Source organism: Megasphaera cerevisiae DSM 20462 (assembly GCF_001045675.1).
GTDB lineage: Bacteria > Bacillota > Negativicutes > Veillonellales > Megasphaeraceae > Megasphaera > Megasphaera cerevisiae.
In genome coordinates this window covers 1-16,546 of record NZ_LEKT01000065.1, presented here as the reverse complement: position 1 = coordinate 16,546, position 16,546 = coordinate 1, and the positions used below count along the sequence as shown (strand labels likewise).

At 43.2% G+C, this 16,546-nt stretch carries 34 protein-coding genes; all 34 read right to left on the bottom strand.

Annotated elements, in window-relative coordinates; all coding sequences use genetic code 11:
- Positions 1-264: 264 nt before the first annotated feature.
- A complete protein-coding gene (locus tag AB840_RS13725; RefSeq protein ID WP_048515412.1) occupies positions 265-765 on the bottom strand; it encodes an 8-oxo-dGTP diphosphatase in 501 nt (166 codons plus the stop codon).
- Complete coding sequence (locus tag AB840_RS13720; protein WP_048515411.1) at positions 762-1,196, bottom strand: DUF3783 domain-containing protein; 435 nt, start codon at positions 1,194-1,196, stop codon at positions 762-764. Before AB840_RS13720 ends, AB840_RS13725 begins: the two co-directional genes overlap by 4 nt.
- 61 nt (positions 1,197-1,257) lie before the next feature.
- Entirely contained in the window at positions 1,258-1,596 is a 339-nt protein-coding gene (gene rplQ, locus AB840_RS13715; RefSeq protein WP_048515410.1) for a 50S ribosomal protein L17, read from the bottom strand.
- Between the two features lie 17 nt (positions 1,597-1,613).
- Positions 1,614-2,591 carry a DNA-directed RNA polymerase subunit alpha gene (locus AB840_RS13710; RefSeq protein WP_048515409.1) on the bottom strand — a complete coding sequence of 326 codons (978 nt, stop codon included), beginning with the start codon at positions 2,589-2,591 and terminating at the stop codon, positions 1,614-1,616.
- Between the two features lie 51 nt (positions 2,592-2,642).
- Positions 2,643-3,035: a 30S ribosomal protein S11 gene (gene rpsK / locus AB840_RS13705; RefSeq protein ID WP_006943150.1), complete on the bottom strand. Its 393-nt coding sequence runs from the start codon at positions 3,033-3,035 to the stop codon at positions 2,643-2,645.
- 30 nt (positions 3,036-3,065) lie between these two features.
- Positions 3,066-3,434: a 30S ribosomal protein S13 gene (rpsM, locus tag AB840_RS13700; protein ID WP_048515408.1), complete on the bottom strand. Its 369-nt coding sequence runs from the start codon at positions 3,432-3,434 to the stop codon at positions 3,066-3,068.
- A 22-nt stretch (positions 3,435-3,456) separates the two neighbouring features.
- A complete protein-coding gene (gene rpmJ, locus AB840_RS13695) occupies positions 3,457-3,570 on the bottom strand; it encodes a 50S ribosomal protein L36 (RefSeq protein WP_007391661.1) in 114 nt (37 codons plus the stop codon).
- Between the two features lie 24 nt (positions 3,571-3,594).
- Positions 3,595-3,813, bottom strand: a complete 219-nt coding sequence (gene infA, locus AB840_RS13690) for a translation initiation factor IF-1 (protein ID WP_007391714.1) — start codon at positions 3,811-3,813, stop codon at positions 3,595-3,597.
- Complete coding sequence (locus tag AB840_RS13685) at positions 3,806-4,099, bottom strand: KOW domain-containing RNA-binding protein (RefSeq protein ID WP_234984938.1); 294 nt, start codon at positions 4,097-4,099, stop codon at positions 3,806-3,808. The genes infA and AB840_RS13685 overlap by 8 nt, the downstream gene beginning before the upstream one ends.
- The gene (gene map / locus AB840_RS13680) at positions 4,096-4,845 is read right to left on the bottom strand and encodes a type I methionyl aminopeptidase (RefSeq protein ID WP_048515407.1); all 750 of its coding nucleotides are present in this window, start codon (positions 4,843-4,845) and stop codon (positions 4,096-4,098) included. Before map ends, AB840_RS13685 begins: the two co-directional genes overlap by 4 nt.
- Before the next feature lie 2 nt (positions 4,846-4,847).
- Entirely contained in the window at positions 4,848-5,498 is a 651-nt protein-coding gene (locus AB840_RS13675; protein ID WP_048515406.1) for an adenylate kinase, read from the bottom strand.
- A gap of 16 nt (positions 5,499-5,514) precedes the next feature.
- On the bottom strand, positions 5,515-6,777 hold the full coding sequence (gene secY, locus AB840_RS13670; RefSeq protein WP_048515405.1) for a preprotein translocase subunit SecY: 1,263 nt from the start codon (positions 6,775-6,777) through the stop codon (positions 5,515-5,517).
- Position 6,778: 1 nt separating this feature from the next.
- A complete protein-coding gene (gene rplO / locus AB840_RS13665; RefSeq protein WP_048515404.1) occupies positions 6,779-7,219 on the bottom strand; it encodes a 50S ribosomal protein L15 in 441 nt (146 codons plus the stop codon).
- Positions 7,220-7,239: 20 nt separating this feature from the next.
- Positions 7,240-7,419 (bottom strand): 50S ribosomal protein L30, encoded by a 180-nt coding sequence (rpmD, locus tag AB840_RS13660; protein ID WP_048515403.1) that lies wholly within the window; start codon positions 7,417-7,419, stop codon positions 7,240-7,242.
- A 17-nt stretch (positions 7,420-7,436) separates the two neighbouring features.
- On the bottom strand, positions 7,437-7,937 hold the full coding sequence (rpsE, locus tag AB840_RS13655; protein ID WP_048515402.1) for a 30S ribosomal protein S5: 501 nt from the start codon (positions 7,935-7,937) through the stop codon (positions 7,437-7,439).
- Positions 7,938-7,955: 18 nt separating this feature from the next.
- Positions 7,956-8,318, bottom strand: coding sequence for a 50S ribosomal protein L18 (gene rplR / locus AB840_RS13650; protein WP_048515401.1), 363 nt, complete (start codon positions 8,316-8,318; stop codon positions 7,956-7,958).
- A 34-nt stretch (positions 8,319-8,352) separates the two neighbouring features.
- A complete protein-coding gene (gene rplF, locus AB840_RS13645; RefSeq protein ID WP_048515400.1) occupies positions 8,353-8,895 on the bottom strand; it encodes a 50S ribosomal protein L6 in 543 nt (180 codons plus the stop codon).
- Between the two features lie 20 nt (positions 8,896-8,915).
- Positions 8,916-9,308: a 30S ribosomal protein S8 gene (gene rpsH / locus AB840_RS13640; RefSeq protein ID WP_048515399.1), complete on the bottom strand. Its 393-nt coding sequence runs from the start codon at positions 9,306-9,308 to the stop codon at positions 8,916-8,918.
- A 29-nt stretch (positions 9,309-9,337) separates the two neighbouring features.
- The gene (rpsN, locus tag AB840_RS13635) at positions 9,338-9,607 is read right to left on the bottom strand and encodes a 30S ribosomal protein S14 (protein WP_048515398.1); all 270 of its coding nucleotides are present in this window, start codon (positions 9,605-9,607) and stop codon (positions 9,338-9,340) included.
- Positions 9,608-9,621: 14 nt separating this feature from the next.
- Positions 9,622-10,164 (bottom strand): 50S ribosomal protein L5, encoded by a 543-nt coding sequence (rplE, locus tag AB840_RS13630; protein ID WP_048515397.1) that lies wholly within the window; start codon positions 10,162-10,164, stop codon positions 9,622-9,624.
- A 22-nt stretch (positions 10,165-10,186) separates the two neighbouring features.
- Positions 10,187-10,504: a 50S ribosomal protein L24 gene (gene rplX / locus AB840_RS13625; RefSeq protein ID WP_048515396.1), complete on the bottom strand. Its 318-nt coding sequence runs from the start codon at positions 10,502-10,504 to the stop codon at positions 10,187-10,189.
- A gap of 18 nt (positions 10,505-10,522) precedes the next feature.
- Entirely contained in the window at positions 10,523-10,891 is a 369-nt protein-coding gene (rplN, locus tag AB840_RS13620) for a 50S ribosomal protein L14 (protein WP_048515395.1), read from the bottom strand.
- A gap of 23 nt (positions 10,892-10,914) precedes the next feature.
- Entirely contained in the window at positions 10,915-11,169 is a 255-nt protein-coding gene (rpsQ, locus tag AB840_RS13615) for a 30S ribosomal protein S17 (protein WP_048515394.1), read from the bottom strand.
- A 37-nt stretch (positions 11,170-11,206) separates the two neighbouring features.
- Positions 11,207-11,407, bottom strand: coding sequence for a 50S ribosomal protein L29 (gene rpmC, locus AB840_RS13610; protein ID WP_014015743.1), 201 nt, complete (start codon positions 11,405-11,407; stop codon positions 11,207-11,209).
- Complete coding sequence (rplP, locus tag AB840_RS13605; RefSeq protein ID WP_048515393.1) at positions 11,397-11,834, bottom strand: 50S ribosomal protein L16; 438 nt, start codon at positions 11,832-11,834, stop codon at positions 11,397-11,399. Before rplP ends, rpmC begins: the two co-directional genes overlap by 11 nt.
- Positions 11,834-12,505 (bottom strand): 30S ribosomal protein S3, encoded by a 672-nt coding sequence (gene rpsC, locus AB840_RS13600; protein ID WP_048515392.1) that lies wholly within the window; start codon positions 12,503-12,505, stop codon positions 11,834-11,836. The genes rplP and rpsC overlap by 1 nt, the downstream gene beginning before the upstream one ends.
- A 13-nt stretch (positions 12,506-12,518) precedes the next feature.
- On the bottom strand, positions 12,519-12,854 hold the full coding sequence (rplV, locus tag AB840_RS13595) for a 50S ribosomal protein L22 (RefSeq protein WP_048515391.1): 336 nt from the start codon (positions 12,852-12,854) through the stop codon (positions 12,519-12,521).
- A 15-nt stretch (positions 12,855-12,869) separates the two neighbouring features.
- On the bottom strand, positions 12,870-13,148 hold the full coding sequence (gene rpsS, locus AB840_RS13590; protein WP_048515390.1) for a 30S ribosomal protein S19: 279 nt from the start codon (positions 13,146-13,148) through the stop codon (positions 12,870-12,872).
- Positions 13,149-13,170: 22 nt separating this feature from the next.
- Positions 13,171-13,998 (bottom strand): 50S ribosomal protein L2, encoded by an 828-nt coding sequence (gene rplB / locus AB840_RS13585; protein WP_048515389.1) that lies wholly within the window; start codon positions 13,996-13,998, stop codon positions 13,171-13,173.
- Between the two features lie 32 nt (positions 13,999-14,030).
- The gene (gene rplW / locus AB840_RS13580; RefSeq protein ID WP_048515388.1) at positions 14,031-14,315 is read right to left on the bottom strand and encodes a 50S ribosomal protein L23; all 285 of its coding nucleotides are present in this window, start codon (positions 14,313-14,315) and stop codon (positions 14,031-14,033) included.
- Positions 14,315-14,938, bottom strand: coding sequence for a 50S ribosomal protein L4 (gene rplD, locus AB840_RS13575; RefSeq protein WP_048515387.1), 624 nt, complete (start codon positions 14,936-14,938; stop codon positions 14,315-14,317). The genes rplW and rplD overlap by 1 nt, the downstream gene beginning before the upstream one ends.
- Positions 14,939-14,969: 31 nt before the next feature.
- Positions 14,970-15,608 carry a 50S ribosomal protein L3 gene (rplC, locus tag AB840_RS13570; protein ID WP_048515386.1) on the bottom strand — a complete coding sequence of 213 codons (639 nt, stop codon included), beginning with the start codon at positions 15,606-15,608 and terminating at the stop codon, positions 14,970-14,972.
- Positions 15,609-15,622: 14 nt separating this feature from the next.
- The gene (gene rpsJ / locus AB840_RS13565) at positions 15,623-15,934 is read right to left on the bottom strand and encodes a 30S ribosomal protein S10 (RefSeq protein WP_048515385.1); all 312 of its coding nucleotides are present in this window, start codon (positions 15,932-15,934) and stop codon (positions 15,623-15,625) included.
- A gap of 332 nt (positions 15,935-16,266) precedes the next feature.
- Positions 16,267-16,546: EF-Tu C-terminal domain-related protein (locus AB840_RS13560; protein WP_048515384.1), on the bottom strand; the 280-nt coding region annotated here is incomplete at its 5' end.

Sequence of the window (16,546 nt, the reverse complement as noted above, 5' to 3'; positions counted from 1 at the left end):
AGATAGGACCGAACACGTCCTTCAGCGCTATCTGCATGTCTTCCTGCGTCTTCGGCTGGTATTGTTCCATGATGAGCTTGGCGATTGCCTGGCCTTTCTCACTCGGGTTTCTACGTTTCTTCATCAGTGCTGTACTCAATTCCTTTCAACCTGCTTTCTGATAGTGTACCGCACCTCGACAAAAAAATGAAGTGCGTAAGTTAGTAAATTGGTTACCGGTAACTTACACACTTCATTTTACACTCCCTGCCGGTATTCCTACTTTTATACATATTTACATTTTTTTTCTTCTATGACAGGAACTTTATTTATATCAATGGATTGTACTGTCTCATTATCGGGCTCAAAGCAAATCGTACCCACAATTTTATGACCATTCAGCAGCAAGGGTAGCCATACCCTGTCACCCTTCCACATTTCATCATAAGGTATTGTTTGTACCGGAAACCAACAAGGCTTCATTTCTTCTGTCTCCTTAGGAATTCCTTTATAGTTACGAATAAAATAAATATAACTGATATGATCTAAATTTGGATTCGCAGAAAAACGAAAATCCAATATTCCTACAGCCTCTAAATCATCAACAAGAGCAACAATTCCCGTTTCTTCATCAAGTTCCCTGATCGCACATTGCCGAAATGTTTCTCCTATTTCTATTTTGCCGCCGAAACCATTCCATTTAGAAACGCCAAACCCACGTTTCTTTTTCCCCAATAATAAGCATCCCCGTGTATCAACAGGAAAACATAATGTAGTCGGCCTCATTTATTTTTATGAAAATATTCGTGTTCTTTTGCCAATTCTTGAAGAATTATTTGAATTGTCCACGAAATATTACTAGGCGTCAGCATCGCTTTTAAGGGTACATTTTTTAGACGGCTCCGCCGGATACTATTAAGCAGCAAGTTGACAGAACTATTATCAAATCCACAAAGAATAATAGCTTCTTTTGTAACTGGCTCTAACGAACTATCTTCTTCTATCTGTTCATGCACTGCGGTTTGATTGCTTTCCGTTTTCATAGATTTAATTTCCGCAATCTCTTCTTCAGATAATCCTAGTAAAGTACCTACGCTTTTATTCATTTCCGTTTCAGCTACGGATTTGACTTGAGCCTTTGTCAGCATCCCCAATAACTTCAATTGCTTTAGTCTGTCTGGTGTAAAATTTACAGCCAAAATCATCTTAAATGACATATTTTCCCTCCTTTGTAAAAAAAACCGCTGCAGTATATACCACAGCGGTTTCAGTAATTAATTAAACCAATTCGATGATTACCATCGGAGCTGCATCACCCTGACGGAAACCAGTTTTGATAATGCGTGTATAACCGCCCTGACGATCTTTATATTTAGGTGCAACTTCGTCAAACAGCTTTTTTACCACACTTTCATCCATCATGTATGCTAAAACCTGACGGCGGGCATGCAAATCCCCACGTTTAGCAAGAGTCAGCATTTTGTCAGCGACTTTGCGAAGTTCTTTTGCTTTTGCTTCTGTCGTTTCAATGCGTTCATGTTGGAATAAAGAGGTAACAATGCTGCGCAATAATGCTTTACGTGCGGAGCTGTCACGTCCCAACTTTCTATAAGCCATCGTTCATCCTCCTCGAATTATTCATCGTTGGATTTCAGATCGAATCCATAATCCTTCAATTTTTCAATAATTTCATCTACAGATTTCTTACCTAGATTCCGGATCTTTGATAAGTCATCTTCTGTCCGTTCCACCAAATCACCTAATGTGTAAATATTGGCACGCTTCAGGCAATTAGAGGCACGGACGGACAAATCCAGTACATCGATTTTAATCTGACCAATATCCGGTCCTTTATCTTCTTCCGGCACTTCACCATCAGGCGTCGTAAACGGCGCCAAAGCTTCGTTAGCAGCCGGATCAGAAGCGATTTTCTGGAAGTAATCCAAATAGCTAACCATAATTGAGGCAGCCTTTGCGACAGCATTTTCTGCTGCAATACTACCATCTGTTGTTACTTCAAGCGTCAACGAATCATAATCCATTTCGTTGCCGACCCGGATATTGCCGACTTCATAATTCGTCCGTACAATCGGAGAAAAGATAGAATCGATAGGAATAACACCTATCATATCGGTTTCCTTCTTGTTTTTAGTAGAAGGTACATATCCCTTACCACGTTCAATATGGCATTGAATGTGGACATGAGCGTCTGTATCGAGAGTTGCAATATGAAGTTCCGGATTCAAAATTTCTATGTCTGAGTTTACGTCAAGATCTTTTGCGGTAAATTCGCATTCACCTGTTACATCAACTGTAATATCGACTTCGTCAACATCGTCACGAGTGAACTTCAGACGAAGCTGTTTCAGATTCAGGATAATTTCAGAAACATCTTCCCGAACACCAGAAATCGTCGAAAATTCATGGAGGACGCCGTCAATTTTAATAGAGGTGATTGCCACGCCATCCAACGAAGACAAGAGGACGCGCCGCAAGCTGTTACCCAATGTGATTCCGTAACCTCGGTCAAGGGGTTCACATACGAATTTTCCATAGGTTCCGTCGTCGCTTCTATCAACGGTTTTAACTTTAAATTTGTTATCATCAATCATCAGGAAAATCCTCCCATTTCAGAATCAAAACAACTGGTTGAGTATCTATGATTATACGCGTCTACGTTTTGGCGGACGGCAGCCGTTATGAGGGATAGGAGTTACGTCTTTGATAGAGTTGACTTCCAAGCCAGCTGCCTGCAATGCACGAATAGCAGCTTCGCGACCGGAACCCGGCCCTTTTACAAAAACTTCAACCTGACGAAGACCATGTTCCATAGCAGCTTTTGCCGCTTGTTCAGCAGCCATCTGAGCTGCAAAGGGAGTACTCTTACGAGAACCGCGGAAACCAAGTCCACCTGCACTTGCCCAAGAAAGAGCATTGCCCTTGGTATCACTGATTGTTACAATCGTATTATTAAAAGTAGACCGAATATGAGCTGCACCCGATTCTACATGTTTCTTTTCTTTTCTTTTATTACTTCTTACGTTATTCTTAGCCAAAATCGTTTCCCTCCTTACTTAAAAAGTTTTTTATTTCTTCTTACCTACTATTGCTTTTCTAGGACCTTTACGTGTACGTGCGTTTGTCTTAGTGCGCTGTCCGCGAACTGGAAGACCTGCACGATGACGTTTACCGCGAAACGAATTAATTTCAATCAAACGTTTGACGTTAAGAGACGTTTCACGGCGAAGATCGCCTTCTACTTTATAATCAGAACCGATGACTTCACGAATTTTCTGTACTTCGTCTTCTGTCAAATCGCGAACACGAGTGTCCGGATTGACACCTGTCTTCTTAAGAATCTCTTGAGAAGAAGAAAGACCAATACCTAAAATGTAAGTCAAGCCAACTTCAACTCGTTTATCACGTGGTAAATCCACACCGGCTATACGTGCCATCTATTCATCCACCTCCTATCTATTAACCCTGCTTCTGTTTATGTTTTGGATTTTCGCAAATAACCATAACACGGCCCTTGCGTTTAATGATTTTGCATTTTTCACAAATCTTTTTTACTGACGGTTTTACCTTCATAATTAACCTCCTGCGTAATCCATCTTACTTAAAGCGATACGTAATACGACCGCGATTCAGATCATACGGTGTCAATTCCATTGTAACTCTATCGCCGGGAAGGATACGAATAAAATTCATACGCATTTTTCCGGAAACATGAGCTAATACGATATGTTCATTTTCTAATTTAACTTTAAACATGGCGTTGGGCAATGCTTCAACGACGACGCCTTCTACTTCAATGACATCTTCCTTAGACATGTGTAACCTCCCTGGTCAACTCATTCTTGGCCCGGTTCAAAACGGACCGTATCCATTCATTGCTGATTCTCACGGGACCAGCGTTTCCTTTGGATACGCTCGTTCCCAAAATCTGGAGATGCCGGCAATTCTTTTTTTTCGGCTTATCCAATTTGCACTTTCTACCGTCAGCAATCCAAACATAGGGATAATCCAACTTGCCGACAACTACATACAAGCTGTCCTTATTTCTGCCAGCGCAACTTCGAACAACAATGCGGGCAGATAATTGTGTCCAATCCATCATTCCGGCAGTGTCAGAATTTCCGGACCATTTTCGGTAACAGCAACAGTATGTTCAAAATGAGCAGCCGGCTTGCCGTCACGTGTAACGACAGTCCAGCCGTTTTTCAGCTGATGAACTTTTTCCGTTCCCATATTAATCATCGGTTCGATTGCCAAAACCAATCCTGGTTCTAACAGTTCACCATGATCAGCCATACCGTAATTTGGCACTTCTGGATCTTCATGCATATCCATACCAATACCATGCCCAACGTAATCACGAACCACACCGTATCCAAATGATTCAGCATAGGATTGAACAGCATGTCCAATGTCACCCAAGTGATTGCCGGCTACGGCCTGTTCAATACCTTTATAAAGGCATTCTTCAGTTACCTTCAGCAACTGCAGGGCAGCCGAGTCAACATGGCCAACAGGAATAGTCACAGTCGAATCTCCGTGATAGCCATTTTTATTTACAACTAAATCAATACTGATTATGTCACCATCTTTTAATTTACGCCGGCCTGGTATCCCATGGACAACTTCCTCGTTCACGCTGGCACAAATCGTTGCCGGATACCCATAATAGCCTTTGCAACTCGGAAAAGCCCCGCAGCTGCGGATGTATTCTTCACAACGCTGATCCAGTTCACCTGTTGTAATTCCTGGTTTCGCCAATTTTCTCATCAGCTGCAGCGCATTTGCTGTAATCCGTCCAGCTTCGCGAATATACTCAATTTCCCGTTTAGATTTTAAAATAATCATACTTATTTACTCTTTTCAAGACTTGCAACAATATCACGAAATACGTCTTTCATATCCTGCTCTCCATCAACTTCGATGTAAAGGTTAGAATTTTTATAGTAATCAATCAACGGCTTAGTCTGCGCTGAATAGACACTGAGACGTTTTTTGACCGTTTCGACCTTATCGTCGTCACGTTGGTATAATTCCCCGCCGCATTTATCGCAAATGTTATTTACTTTAGACGGTTTGAATGTGAGATGGTATGTCGCCCCGCAGGCCCGGCAAATTTGACGGCCTGTCGTCCGTTTGATAAGTTCCTCATTCGGCACGGCAATATTAATAACTCCGTCAAGCTTAATGCCTAAATCCCTAAGGATAGCATCAAGAGAGACTGCCTGAGACGTCGTACGTGGAAAACCGTCAAGAATAAAACCGTTTTTGCAATCATCCTTGGCAAGGCGTTCCCTGACAATGCCAACTGTAACAGCATCCGGCACGAGCTGGCCATTATCCATATATTTTTTAGCTTCCAGTCCGAGAGGTGTCTGCTCTTTTACCGCTGCACGAAACATATCCCCAGTTGAAATCTGAGGTATACCATATTTTTCAATCAATCGTTCGGCCTGGGTGCCTTTACCGGCCCCGGGAGGGCCCATTAAAAGAATGTACACTCAAACTACCTCCTTATTATTTCATAAATCCTTGATATTGTCTATTCAGAACTAAGGATTCAGCTTGCTTCATCGTATCAATCGCAACCCCAACGACAATGAGCAGCGCCGTACCGCCAAAATACACTCCTTGAATGCCTGTCATCCAACCAATAAAATTCGGGAGAATGGCCACAAATGCCAAAAAGAATGCTCCGGCAAGCGTAATGCGCGTCATGATTCTGTCAATGTATGCAGCTGTCGGCTGTCCCGGACGGATCCCCGGAATAAAGCCCCCATATTTCTGCATGTTTTCAGTAAGTTGCGGAATATTCAATGAAATTGCTGTGTAGAAATACGTAAAGAACATAATCAGAACAGCGTACATAATAGTATTCGTCACCGTTCCCCATGCAAACCAGCCTGCAATCATTTTAATCGTTTCATTTTGTACGAATTGTGCAATCGTAATCGGAAACATCAAAACAGAAGAAGCAAAGATGATGGGAATAACGCCGGCCTGATTGACTTTTAGCGGAATATGTGTCGAATGGCCGCCGTACATCTTGCGACCAACAATACGTTTAGCATACTGAACCGCCACGCGCCGCTGCCCCTGGGTCACTTCCACTACTACGATAATCATGAAAAGTGCAATGACAACAAACAACAGGGCCTGAAGAATATTAATAGAACCTGCCTGAATGTATTTGTAAACCGTCATAAAACCAGTAGGGAAACGCGCTACGATGCCAGCAAAAATGATAAGAGAAATACCATTGCCAATGCCGCCAGCTGTGATCTGATCACCAAGCCACATAAGGAAACAGGTGCCAGCCGTCAGAATAATAGTAACCATAAGAACCATTGCCCAGCTATTATCAATGAGAGCATTATTTACTTTCAAAGCATAACTCATAGCAAAGGCCTGAATGAATCCAAGAACAACCGTGCCATATCGTGTTACTTTCTGAATTTTATCACGGCCATCCTGATTGTCTTTAGCCCATTGTTCAAACTTTGGAACGACAGACGTAAGCAGCTGCATAATGATGGATGCATTAATATACGGAGTGATACTCATAGCGAGCACAGAAAATTTACTCAATGCTCCGCCAGAAAACAAATCCAGCAATCCAAACAAATTACCGCTGCTGAAAAGATTTTCAATTACCGTTGCGTCTACTCCCGGGACCGGGATATGAACACCCAAACGGAAAATGACAAACATGATCAAGGTGAAAACTGCCCGTTTCCGGAATTCCGGAACGTTCAGTACGTTCTGGATGTTTTCTAACACCTTAGATCACCTCTACTTTACCACCGGCTGCTTCAATTTTTTGCTGCGCCGATTTCGTAAAGCCCTGAGCTACTACGGTAAGAGATTTTTCCAGTTCACCATTACCCAGAATGCGGACACCGTCGCAAACATTTTTCAGAATCCCTGCTTCAACTAATGCCACAGGATCCACAGTCGTGCCGTTTTCGAAACGATTCAGCACAGAAATGTTAATTTCAGCATATTGCTTCGCCCAAATATTTTTAAAACCACGTTTAGGAAGCAAACGATATAACGGCATCTGACCACCTTCAAAACCTGGTCGCTTACCACCGCCGCTACGGGAAAGCTGCCCTTTCATCCCTTTGCCAGCTGTTTTGCCATTACCGGAACCAATACCGCGACCTACTCGGTTACGTTTTTTCTTGGAACCAGGAACAACACTCATTTCATGAAGTTTCAATTCAGCGCACCTCCTTTATATTAAATTTCTTCTACTTTGAGTAAATGTTCTACTTTATGGAGCATCCCTTTAATCTGAGGGGTTACTTCTTTCACTACGCAGGAATTTGTCTTATGGAGACCAAGCGCAACCACTGTTGCCCGCTGATCACCAGGTCTGCCTGCGAGACTTTTGACGAGAGTAACTTTTACCTGAGCCATCTTGTGTATCCTCCTTATTAACCGTAAATTTCTTCTACAGTTTTGCCACGGAGTTCAGCAACTTTGTTGACATCCTTCAAACGACTCAAGCCTTCAATAGTTGCTTGAACCATGTTGTTCGGGTTAGAAGAACCGATAGATTTCGTAAGGATATTGCGTACACCAACCAATTCCAATACGGCACGTACCGGACCGCCGGCAATAACGCCAGTACCTTCAGCTGCTGGCTTTAGGAAAACCTGTCCAGCACCAAAAATTCCTGTAATCACATGTGGAATGGACCCGTTTTTCAACGGAACTGTTACCAAATGTTTTTTAGCATCTTCAACACCCTTGCGGATCGCTTCCGGAACTTCACCGGCTTTACCTAATCCTGCACCGACTCTGCCATTGCCATCACCGACAACAACCAGAGCACTGAAGGAAAAACGACGGCCGCCTTTAACTACCTTAGCAACACGGTTGATGAATACGACATTTTCTTGTAATTCGAGACCTGCATGGTCAACTTTTGCCATGTGTTATTTCCTCCTTGATTAGAATTTCAAGCCAGCTTCACGAGCTGCGTCTGCAAGAGCAGCAACACGGCCATGATAAATGTAACCGCCACGGTCAAATACTACCGTAGTAATTCCTTTTTCAATAGCTCGTTTGGCGACTAATGCGCCAACTAACTTAGCACCATCAGCATTACCACCGCTGATATTTTGGGATTTGATTTCCTGATCCAACGAGCTGGCAGAAACTAATGTAACGCCGTTCAGATCATCAATGACCTGAGCATAAATATTGGAAAGGCTACGGAAAACATTCAAACGAGGACGTTCTGCCGTGCCGTTAATGTGCTTGCGCAAACGCCAATGACGCTTAACACGAATTGCATTTTTACTGGATTTCAAGGAATTCACTCCTTTCTATAATAACGTATGTTAATTATTTCTTCGTACCTGCTTTACCTGCTTTACGGCGAACATGTTCGCCCGCATAGCGGATACCCTTGCCTTTATATGGTTCAGGCAGACGATAGTTACGGATTTTAGCAGTAAATTCGCCTACATGTTCATTATTGGAACCAGATATAATGATAGACGTCGCACTAGGGCATTCAACAGAAATACCTTCTGGAGCATCTAATTCAAGAGGGTGAGAAAAGCCAAGAGTCAAGGCTAGTTTCTTACCTTTCATCTGTGCTCTATAACCAACACCGACTATTTCCAATTCTTTTTTAAATCCTTCTGTAACGCCCTTAACCATATTGGCAACAAGCGCACGAGTCAGGCCGTGCAACGCACGATGTTCTTTTTCGTCAGATGGACGTTCTACAGTAATGACATTATCATTTACTGTAATTTTGATATCCGGATGAAGCGTACGTGTAAGTTCGCCTTTCGGGCCTTTAACAGTAATTACATGGCCATCAAGGTTTACATTTACGCCTGCCGGGATATCAATAGGCATTCTACCTACTCGGGACATATTGACACCTCCAAAACGATTTACCAGACGTAAGCAATAACTTCGCCGCCTAAACCAAGTTTACGAGCTTTTTTATCACTCATAACACCTTTAGACGTAGAAATTACAGCGATTCCCAAACCACCCAGAACACGCGGCAGTTCTTCCTTGCCAGCATATACACGCAGGCCCGGCTTGGAAATTCTCTTGATGCCGGTAATGACTTTTTCTTTATTTGAACCATATTTTAACGTAACCTTCAGCATTTTGCCTTCGTTTACGGATTCGTAATTTTTCACGAAGCCTTCTTCTTTTAGAATGTCAAGCACTGCAGCTTTCATCGTAGAAGCAGGCATTTCTACTTTTTCGTGATATGCCGAATTGGCATTACGGATTCTTGTGAGCATATCCGCAATCGGATCGGATATTACCATAATCTAAAAACCTCCCTCCATGGAATACGTTACCAGCTGGCTTTTTTTACGCCAGGGATCTGCCCTTTATAAGCCAGTTCGCGGAATGTAATACGGCTGATGCCAAATTTACGCATATAACCGTGAGGACGGCCGGTTACCTTGCAACGGTTATGCAGACGTACCGGAGATGCGTTGGCCGGCAACTGTGAAAGTGCTTCATAGTCACCTTTAGCCCTTAATTCAGCACGGAGCTTCGCATAACGGGCAACCATTTTTTCACGTTTTTTTTCACGTTCAAGCATTGACTTTTTTGCCATGTATGTAATCCTCCTTATTGCTTTTCAAAAGGCATGCCCATCATTGTCAGCATATCGCGGCCTTCTTCGTCGCTTACTGCTGTCGTTACTATGGTAATATCCATACCACGGGCTTTGTCAATTTTATCATATTCAATTTCCGGGAATATAAGCTGTTCTTTCAATCCCAGTGTGTAATTGCCGCGACCATCAAAACCGTTGGCACCCACACCGTGAAAATCACGAACGCGAGGCAGTGCCAAGTTCATCAATCTGTCAAGAAATTCATACATCCGTTCACCACGGAGTGTAACTTTGCAGCCAAGGTTCATGCCTTCACGAATTTTAAAGGCCGCAATTGATTTCTTTGCTTTTGTAATGATCGGCTTCTGTCCGGAAATAATTGTCATGTCATTTACAGCAGCATCCAAGGCTTTAGAGTTGGTAACAGCTTCACCAACTGCCATGTTAATAACAACCTTCGTAACCTTAGGAATCTGCATTACATTTTTATAGCTATATTTTTCCTGTAACCCTTTCACAACTTCAGAAAGGTATTTGTCTTTTAATCTGGACACTCTCAAGGCCCTCCCTTCTTAATTAGATAGCTTTACCGCTTTTTACAGCAGTACGAACTTTCGTACCGTCGGCCTGCTGAACTACTTTTACGCGGGTCGGTTTACCACTTTCAGGATCTACGAGCATCACATTAGAAGCGTGAATCGGTGCTTCTTTCGTAATAATACCGCCTTGAGGATTGTTCTGACTCGGTTTGGTATGGCGTTTAACTTGGTTCAGGCCTTCAACGATAACACGATTTTTCGCCGTGTCTACTGCAATAACCTTACCTTTTTTGCCTTTTTCCTTGCCGGCAATAACAATAACTGCATCACCTTTTTTAACGTGCATTTTTCCCACTGAGAACACCTCCTCCGATTACAATACTTCCGGAGCCAGGGAGATGATCTTCATGAAATCTTTTTCACGCAATTCTCTGGCAACCGGCCCAAAAATACGAGTACCTTTAGGGCTTTTATCATTATTAATTACAACAGCTGCGTTTTCATCAAAACGAATATACGATCCGTCAGAACGGCGTAATCCTTTTTTAGAACGAACGATAACAGCTTTTATTACGTCGCCCTTCTTGACAACGCCACCGGGTGATGCATCTTTAACAGACGCAGTAATGATATCACCAATGTTGCCATATTTACGATATGAGCCACCCATGACCTGTATGCACAAAATTCTTTTGGCACCGGTGTTATCGGCAACATTCAACATAGTTTCTTGCTGAATCATGGCTTAACCTCCTATAACCAAGCTTATTTAGCTTCTTCTACGATTGTCACGACTCTCCAGTGCTTTTGCTTGGACAGCGGACGAGTTTCTTCAATACGTACGATATCGCCAATGTGGCATTCGTTGTTTTCATCATGCGCTTTAAATTTTACAGTCGAAATAATCGGCTTCTTATACAGCTTATGCTGAGTTTTATACTCTACAGCAACAACTACGGTTTTATCCATTTTATCGCTGACTACTTTACCTACGCGGATTTTCCGTTCATTTCTTTCCATCTGTGCTTTTGACCTCCTTTAGATTCCAACTATGTCTTTACGCCTGCGCTTTCAGTTCTGCTTCACGCTGTACCGTTTTGATGCGAGCGATCGTCTTTTTGACTTCGCGGATACGCATTGGATTTTCTAATTGGCCGGTCGCATGTTGAAAACGGAGGTTAAACAATTCTTCTTTCAGGCTAACCACCTTTTCGTCCATTTCGGCAGCGCTCAGAGCACGGATTTCTTTAACCTTCATTTTGTTCACCACCTAATTCCTGACCCTTGACAACAAACTTTGTTTTAATCGGCAGCTTATGACCAGCAAGACGCATAGCTTCACGAGCTATTTCCTGGCTCACACCACCCATTTCAAAGAGTACACGGCCCGGCTTAGCAACAGCTACCCAATATTCAGGAGCACCTTTACCGGAACCCATACGTGTACCAGCCGGTTTAGCTGAAACCGGTTTGTCCGGGAAAATCTTAATCCAGACCTTACCACCACGTTTAATATAACGCGTCATAGCAATACGGGCGGCTTCAATCTGACGGTTTGTAATCCAAGACGGTTCTGCAGCTACCAAACCGAAATCGCCATGAGCAACTTTATTACCGCGTTGTGCCTTGCCCTTCATACGGCCGCGGAACTGTTTACGATATTTAACACGTTTTGGAATTAACACTATGCTTCACTCCCTTCGTGCTTTTTTTGCGGAGCCTTCTTAGCTTCCGGTAAAATTTCGCCTTTGTATATCCAGCATTTTATGCCGATGCAGCCATACGTCGTATGTGCTTCTGCAAATCCATAGTCAATATCAGCCCGCAGCGTATGCAAAGGAATAGATCCATCACGCATGCTTTCACTGCGTGCGATTTCAGCCCCGCCCAAACGACCGGAGCACATGATTTTAACACCTTTGGCCCCCATACGCATAGTACGGCCAACACACTGCTTCATGGCACGACGGAAACCAATCCGGCGTTCAAGCTGGCTGGCAACATTTTCAGCAACCAAAGTTGCATCCATTTCAGCTTGTTTAATTTCAGCAATATTTACATCAACAGTTTTAGTCGTGAATGCCTTCAATGCTTTCTTGATATCTTCAATGCCTGCACCGCCACGGCCGATGACCATGCCCGGTTTAGCTGTATGAATGATTAATTTAATACGTTTTGCAGAGCGTTCGATTTCAATACGAGAAATGCCTGCAATAAACAACTGTTTCTTTAAGAATTCACGGATTTTTACGTCTTCATTCAGAAGTGCTGCATAATCCTTTTCTGCATACCACTTTGCATCCCAGGGTTTTACAACGCCAACACGAAATCCATGGGCATTAACTTTTTGACCCACTACGTTTCCCTCCTTATGCTCTTTCTTTTACGACAACAGTCAGATGACTGGAATGTTTCAGGATCTTAAAAGCCTGCCCACGGCTACGCGGATGAATGCGTTTCATCGTGGAGTCTTGGTCGACGAAGATTTCAGAAACAAACAATTTATCAACGTTCATATCATTATTATGTTCCGCATTAGCTACGGCAGAGTGCAATGCCTTTTCTACTACACGGGAACCCACCTTTGGAGTGAATTTCAGAATAGAGAATGCTTCACCTACGTTTTTGCCCCGGACCAAGTCTGCTACGATTCGGATTTTGCGGGGGGCAATGCGGATATGTTTAGCAATCGCTCTTGCTTCCATCTATTTTTACCTCCCTTATGCTCCGGTTACTTTTTCAGCTTTCGCATGACCTTTAAATGTACGGGTCGGAGCAAATTCGCCTAATTTATGACCTACCATATCTTCTGTAATGTAGACAGGTACATGCTTCCGGCCATCGTGAACAGCAATCGTATGTCCCACAAAGCTAGGCAAAATAGTGGATGCACGAGACCAGGTTTTTACTACTTTCTTTTCATTGGCTTCATTCATCGCATTAATCTTTTTTACGAGATGAAATGCTACAAATGGACCTTTTTTGACAGATCTGGACACTTATTTATCTCCTTTCCCTAACCTATTTACGTCTCTTCACAATAAATTTATTGGAAGCTTTCTTTGCGTCACGAGTCTTGACGCCATATGCAGGTTTACCCCAGGGAGTAACCGGACGTTTACGACCGACAGGAGATTTGCCTTCGCCGCCGCCATGAGGATGATCGCACGGGTTCATAGCAACGCCGCGGTTGCCTGGGCGGATACCCTTCCAACGAGAACGGCCAGCTTTGCCAATCGTAATATTTTCATAATCAGTATTGCTTACAACACCAATAGTTGCACGGCATCTGATATGTACCTGCCGCAATTCGCCAGACGGCAGACGAAGCAATGCATAATCGCCTTCCTTAGCCATAAGCTGTGCAGATTCTCCAGCAGAACGTACCATCTGTGCACCTTTACCGATTTTAAGCTCTACATTATGAACCAGCGTACCAAGAGGAATATTGCTTAAAGGCAATGCATTCCCGATCTTGATATCAGATTCCGGTCCGCTGACAACTGTATCGCCAACTTTCAAATCGTTTGGAGCAATAATATATTTTTTTTCGCCATCTGCATAAAACAGAAGAGCGATATTAGCAGAGCGGTTCGGATCATATTCGATCGTCGCTACTTTTGCCGGGATATTGTCTTTAATCCGTTTAAAGTCTATCAAACGGTAACGGCGCTTGTGACCGCCGCCTTGATGACGGACAGTCATACGACCGCTGTTATTACGACCGCCCTTATTGGTTACTTTAGCCAACAAGGATTTTTCCGGTTTAGACGCCGTGATGTCTTCAAAAGTTGAAACAGTCATGAAACGGCGGCTAGCGGAGTACGGTTTAAATGATTTAATGGCCATTATGGTGCCTCCTCCTTTATTTCGTTAAGTCCTTAAGCTCCTTCAAAGAATTCGATTGTTTCGCCTTCTCGAAGTGTTACGATGGCTTTTTTATAGTCCGGGCGTTTTCCGATATATTTACCCATGCGTTTAAACTTGCCCATCGTACGAAGTGTTGCTACACTCTTGACTTTGACGTCAAAAATTTTTTCAACAGCTTTACGGATTTCGATCTTATTGGCATGGAGCGGCACTTTAAAAGTATATTTGCCATCAGACATCATTAGTGTTGTCTTTTCAGTGATGACCGGTTTTAACAAAAGATCATGCATATCCATTATGCGAGCACCTCCTCAATCTTAACTACAGCGCTCTTTGTAACAAATAACTTTGTATAGTGAAGCAAATCAAAAATATTTACGCCTGTTGTGGAAACTGCCTTTACACCCTGAATATTGCGGGCGCAACGAGCTACGAGGGCATCATTGTCAGTAATGAACAAGACTTTTTCGCCAGCGAATTTAAAATTGTTAATAATACTTACAACTTCTTTAGTTTTCGGAGTCGCAAGTGTTATTTCATCTAACACAAACAATTCACTTGTATTCACTTTATCACTCAAAGCGGATTTAACAGCCAGACGTCTTGCTTTACGAGGCATTTTTTGTTCGTAGGACCGTGGATGGGGACCCCAAACAGTACCACCACCAACCCACAGCGGACTGCGGGTACTACCTACACGGGCCCGGCCGGTTCCTTTTTGTTTCCATGGCTTTCTGCCACCGCCGCGAACCAATCCTCTGGTTTTCGTGGAATGCGTACCTAAACGTTCATTAGCGAGCTGACGAAGAACAGCCTGTCTCATGACTGCTTCATTCACTTCAACGCCAAATACGCTATCATTCAATTCAATTTCACCGGTCTGTGCACCGGCAATATTATACGTACTTACTTTTGGCATTATATTTATCCTCCTTCCTGTATGACAACTTTTAGCGGGGTTTTACAGTATCACGAATCATGACAAGACTGCCTTTAGCACCCGGAATACCACCTTTAATCAGAATAAGGTTCTTATCCATATCGATTTTTACGACAGACAGATGAAGAACAGTGGCCTGATTACCGCCCATTTGTCCAGGAAGTTTCTTCCCCTTGACGACTTTACCGCCGCCACCACTGGTCATAGGACCGAGAGAACCAGGTTCACGATGAGATTTAGAGCCGTGTGCCATTGGTCCGCGGTGGAAACCGTGACGTTTGATAGTACCTGCAAATCCTTTACCCTTGCTGGTGCCAATTACGTCGACGAGATCGCCGCCTGCGAAAATATCAGCTGCCAGAGTTTGGCCAACTGTATAATCCGGCATATCTGTCAAACGAAATTCGCGAAGATACTTAACAGGCGCAACACCTGCTTTGTCGAATTGACCCTTAACGGGTTTGATCAAATGCTTTTCTTTGATTTCGCCATAGCCCAGCTGAATGGAATTGTATCCGTCTGTATCAACAGTTTTAACACGTACAACTACATTCGGGGAAGCTTCGACGACTGTAACGGGAATGACTATACCTTCTTCAGTGAAAACCTGAGTCATACCCAACTTTTTACCCAAAATAGCTTTAGACATAATCGCACCTCCTCCTATAATTTGATTTCAATGTCTACGCCTGCTGGGAGATCCAGCCGCATCAGCGCATCGACAGTTTTGCTGGATGCTTCCAGAATATCGATCAATCGCTTATGCGTACGTAATTCGAACTGCTCACGAGAATCTTTGTTTACATGAGGTGAACGCAGAATCGTGAATATGTTCTTTTCCGTCGGCAGCGGAATTGGGCCAGATACCATAGCACCTGTCCGTTTCGCCGTATCGACGATCTTCGCCGCACTCTGATCTAATGTTTTATGATCATATGCTTTGAGGCGAATTCTGATTCTTTCCTGTTTTGCCATTACCTAATTCCTCCTAACGTCTATTTCTTTGAACAGACTGCTCCATAAGAGTTTCCCCGTCCCAGCGGGCAACATCTTATATCATAGTTTAACGCGAGACAGACAGAAATCCCCCCTGTTGTCGCGTACTTAAACATTTTACTACAAATATGACTCCCATGCAAGAATATTTTCATGCTTTTCTCGTTCTTTTTGATTTTTTCTAATTTGTTTTGCATAATACAGATGCATTTTGCCGATCTATTAAAAAAAGAGCCGCAAGTATACTAACTACCTGCAGCTCTTTTCCCAAATAGACTCGGCAATCAAAATCTGTTGTAATCTATAATTAATTATGCTTCGATTTCAGATACAACACCAGCGCCTACTGTACGTCCGCCTTCACGGATAGCGAAACGAAGACCAACTTCAACAGCAATCGGGGTAATCAATTCAACATCCATCATAACGTTATCCCCAGGCATGCACATTTCAGTACCTTCCGGTAACTGGATCACGCCGGTTACATCTGTCGTGCGGAAGTAGAATTGCGGACGATAGCCATTGAAAAACGGCGTGTGACGGCCGCCTTCATCCTTTGTCAATACATATACCTGCGCCTTGAATTTCGTA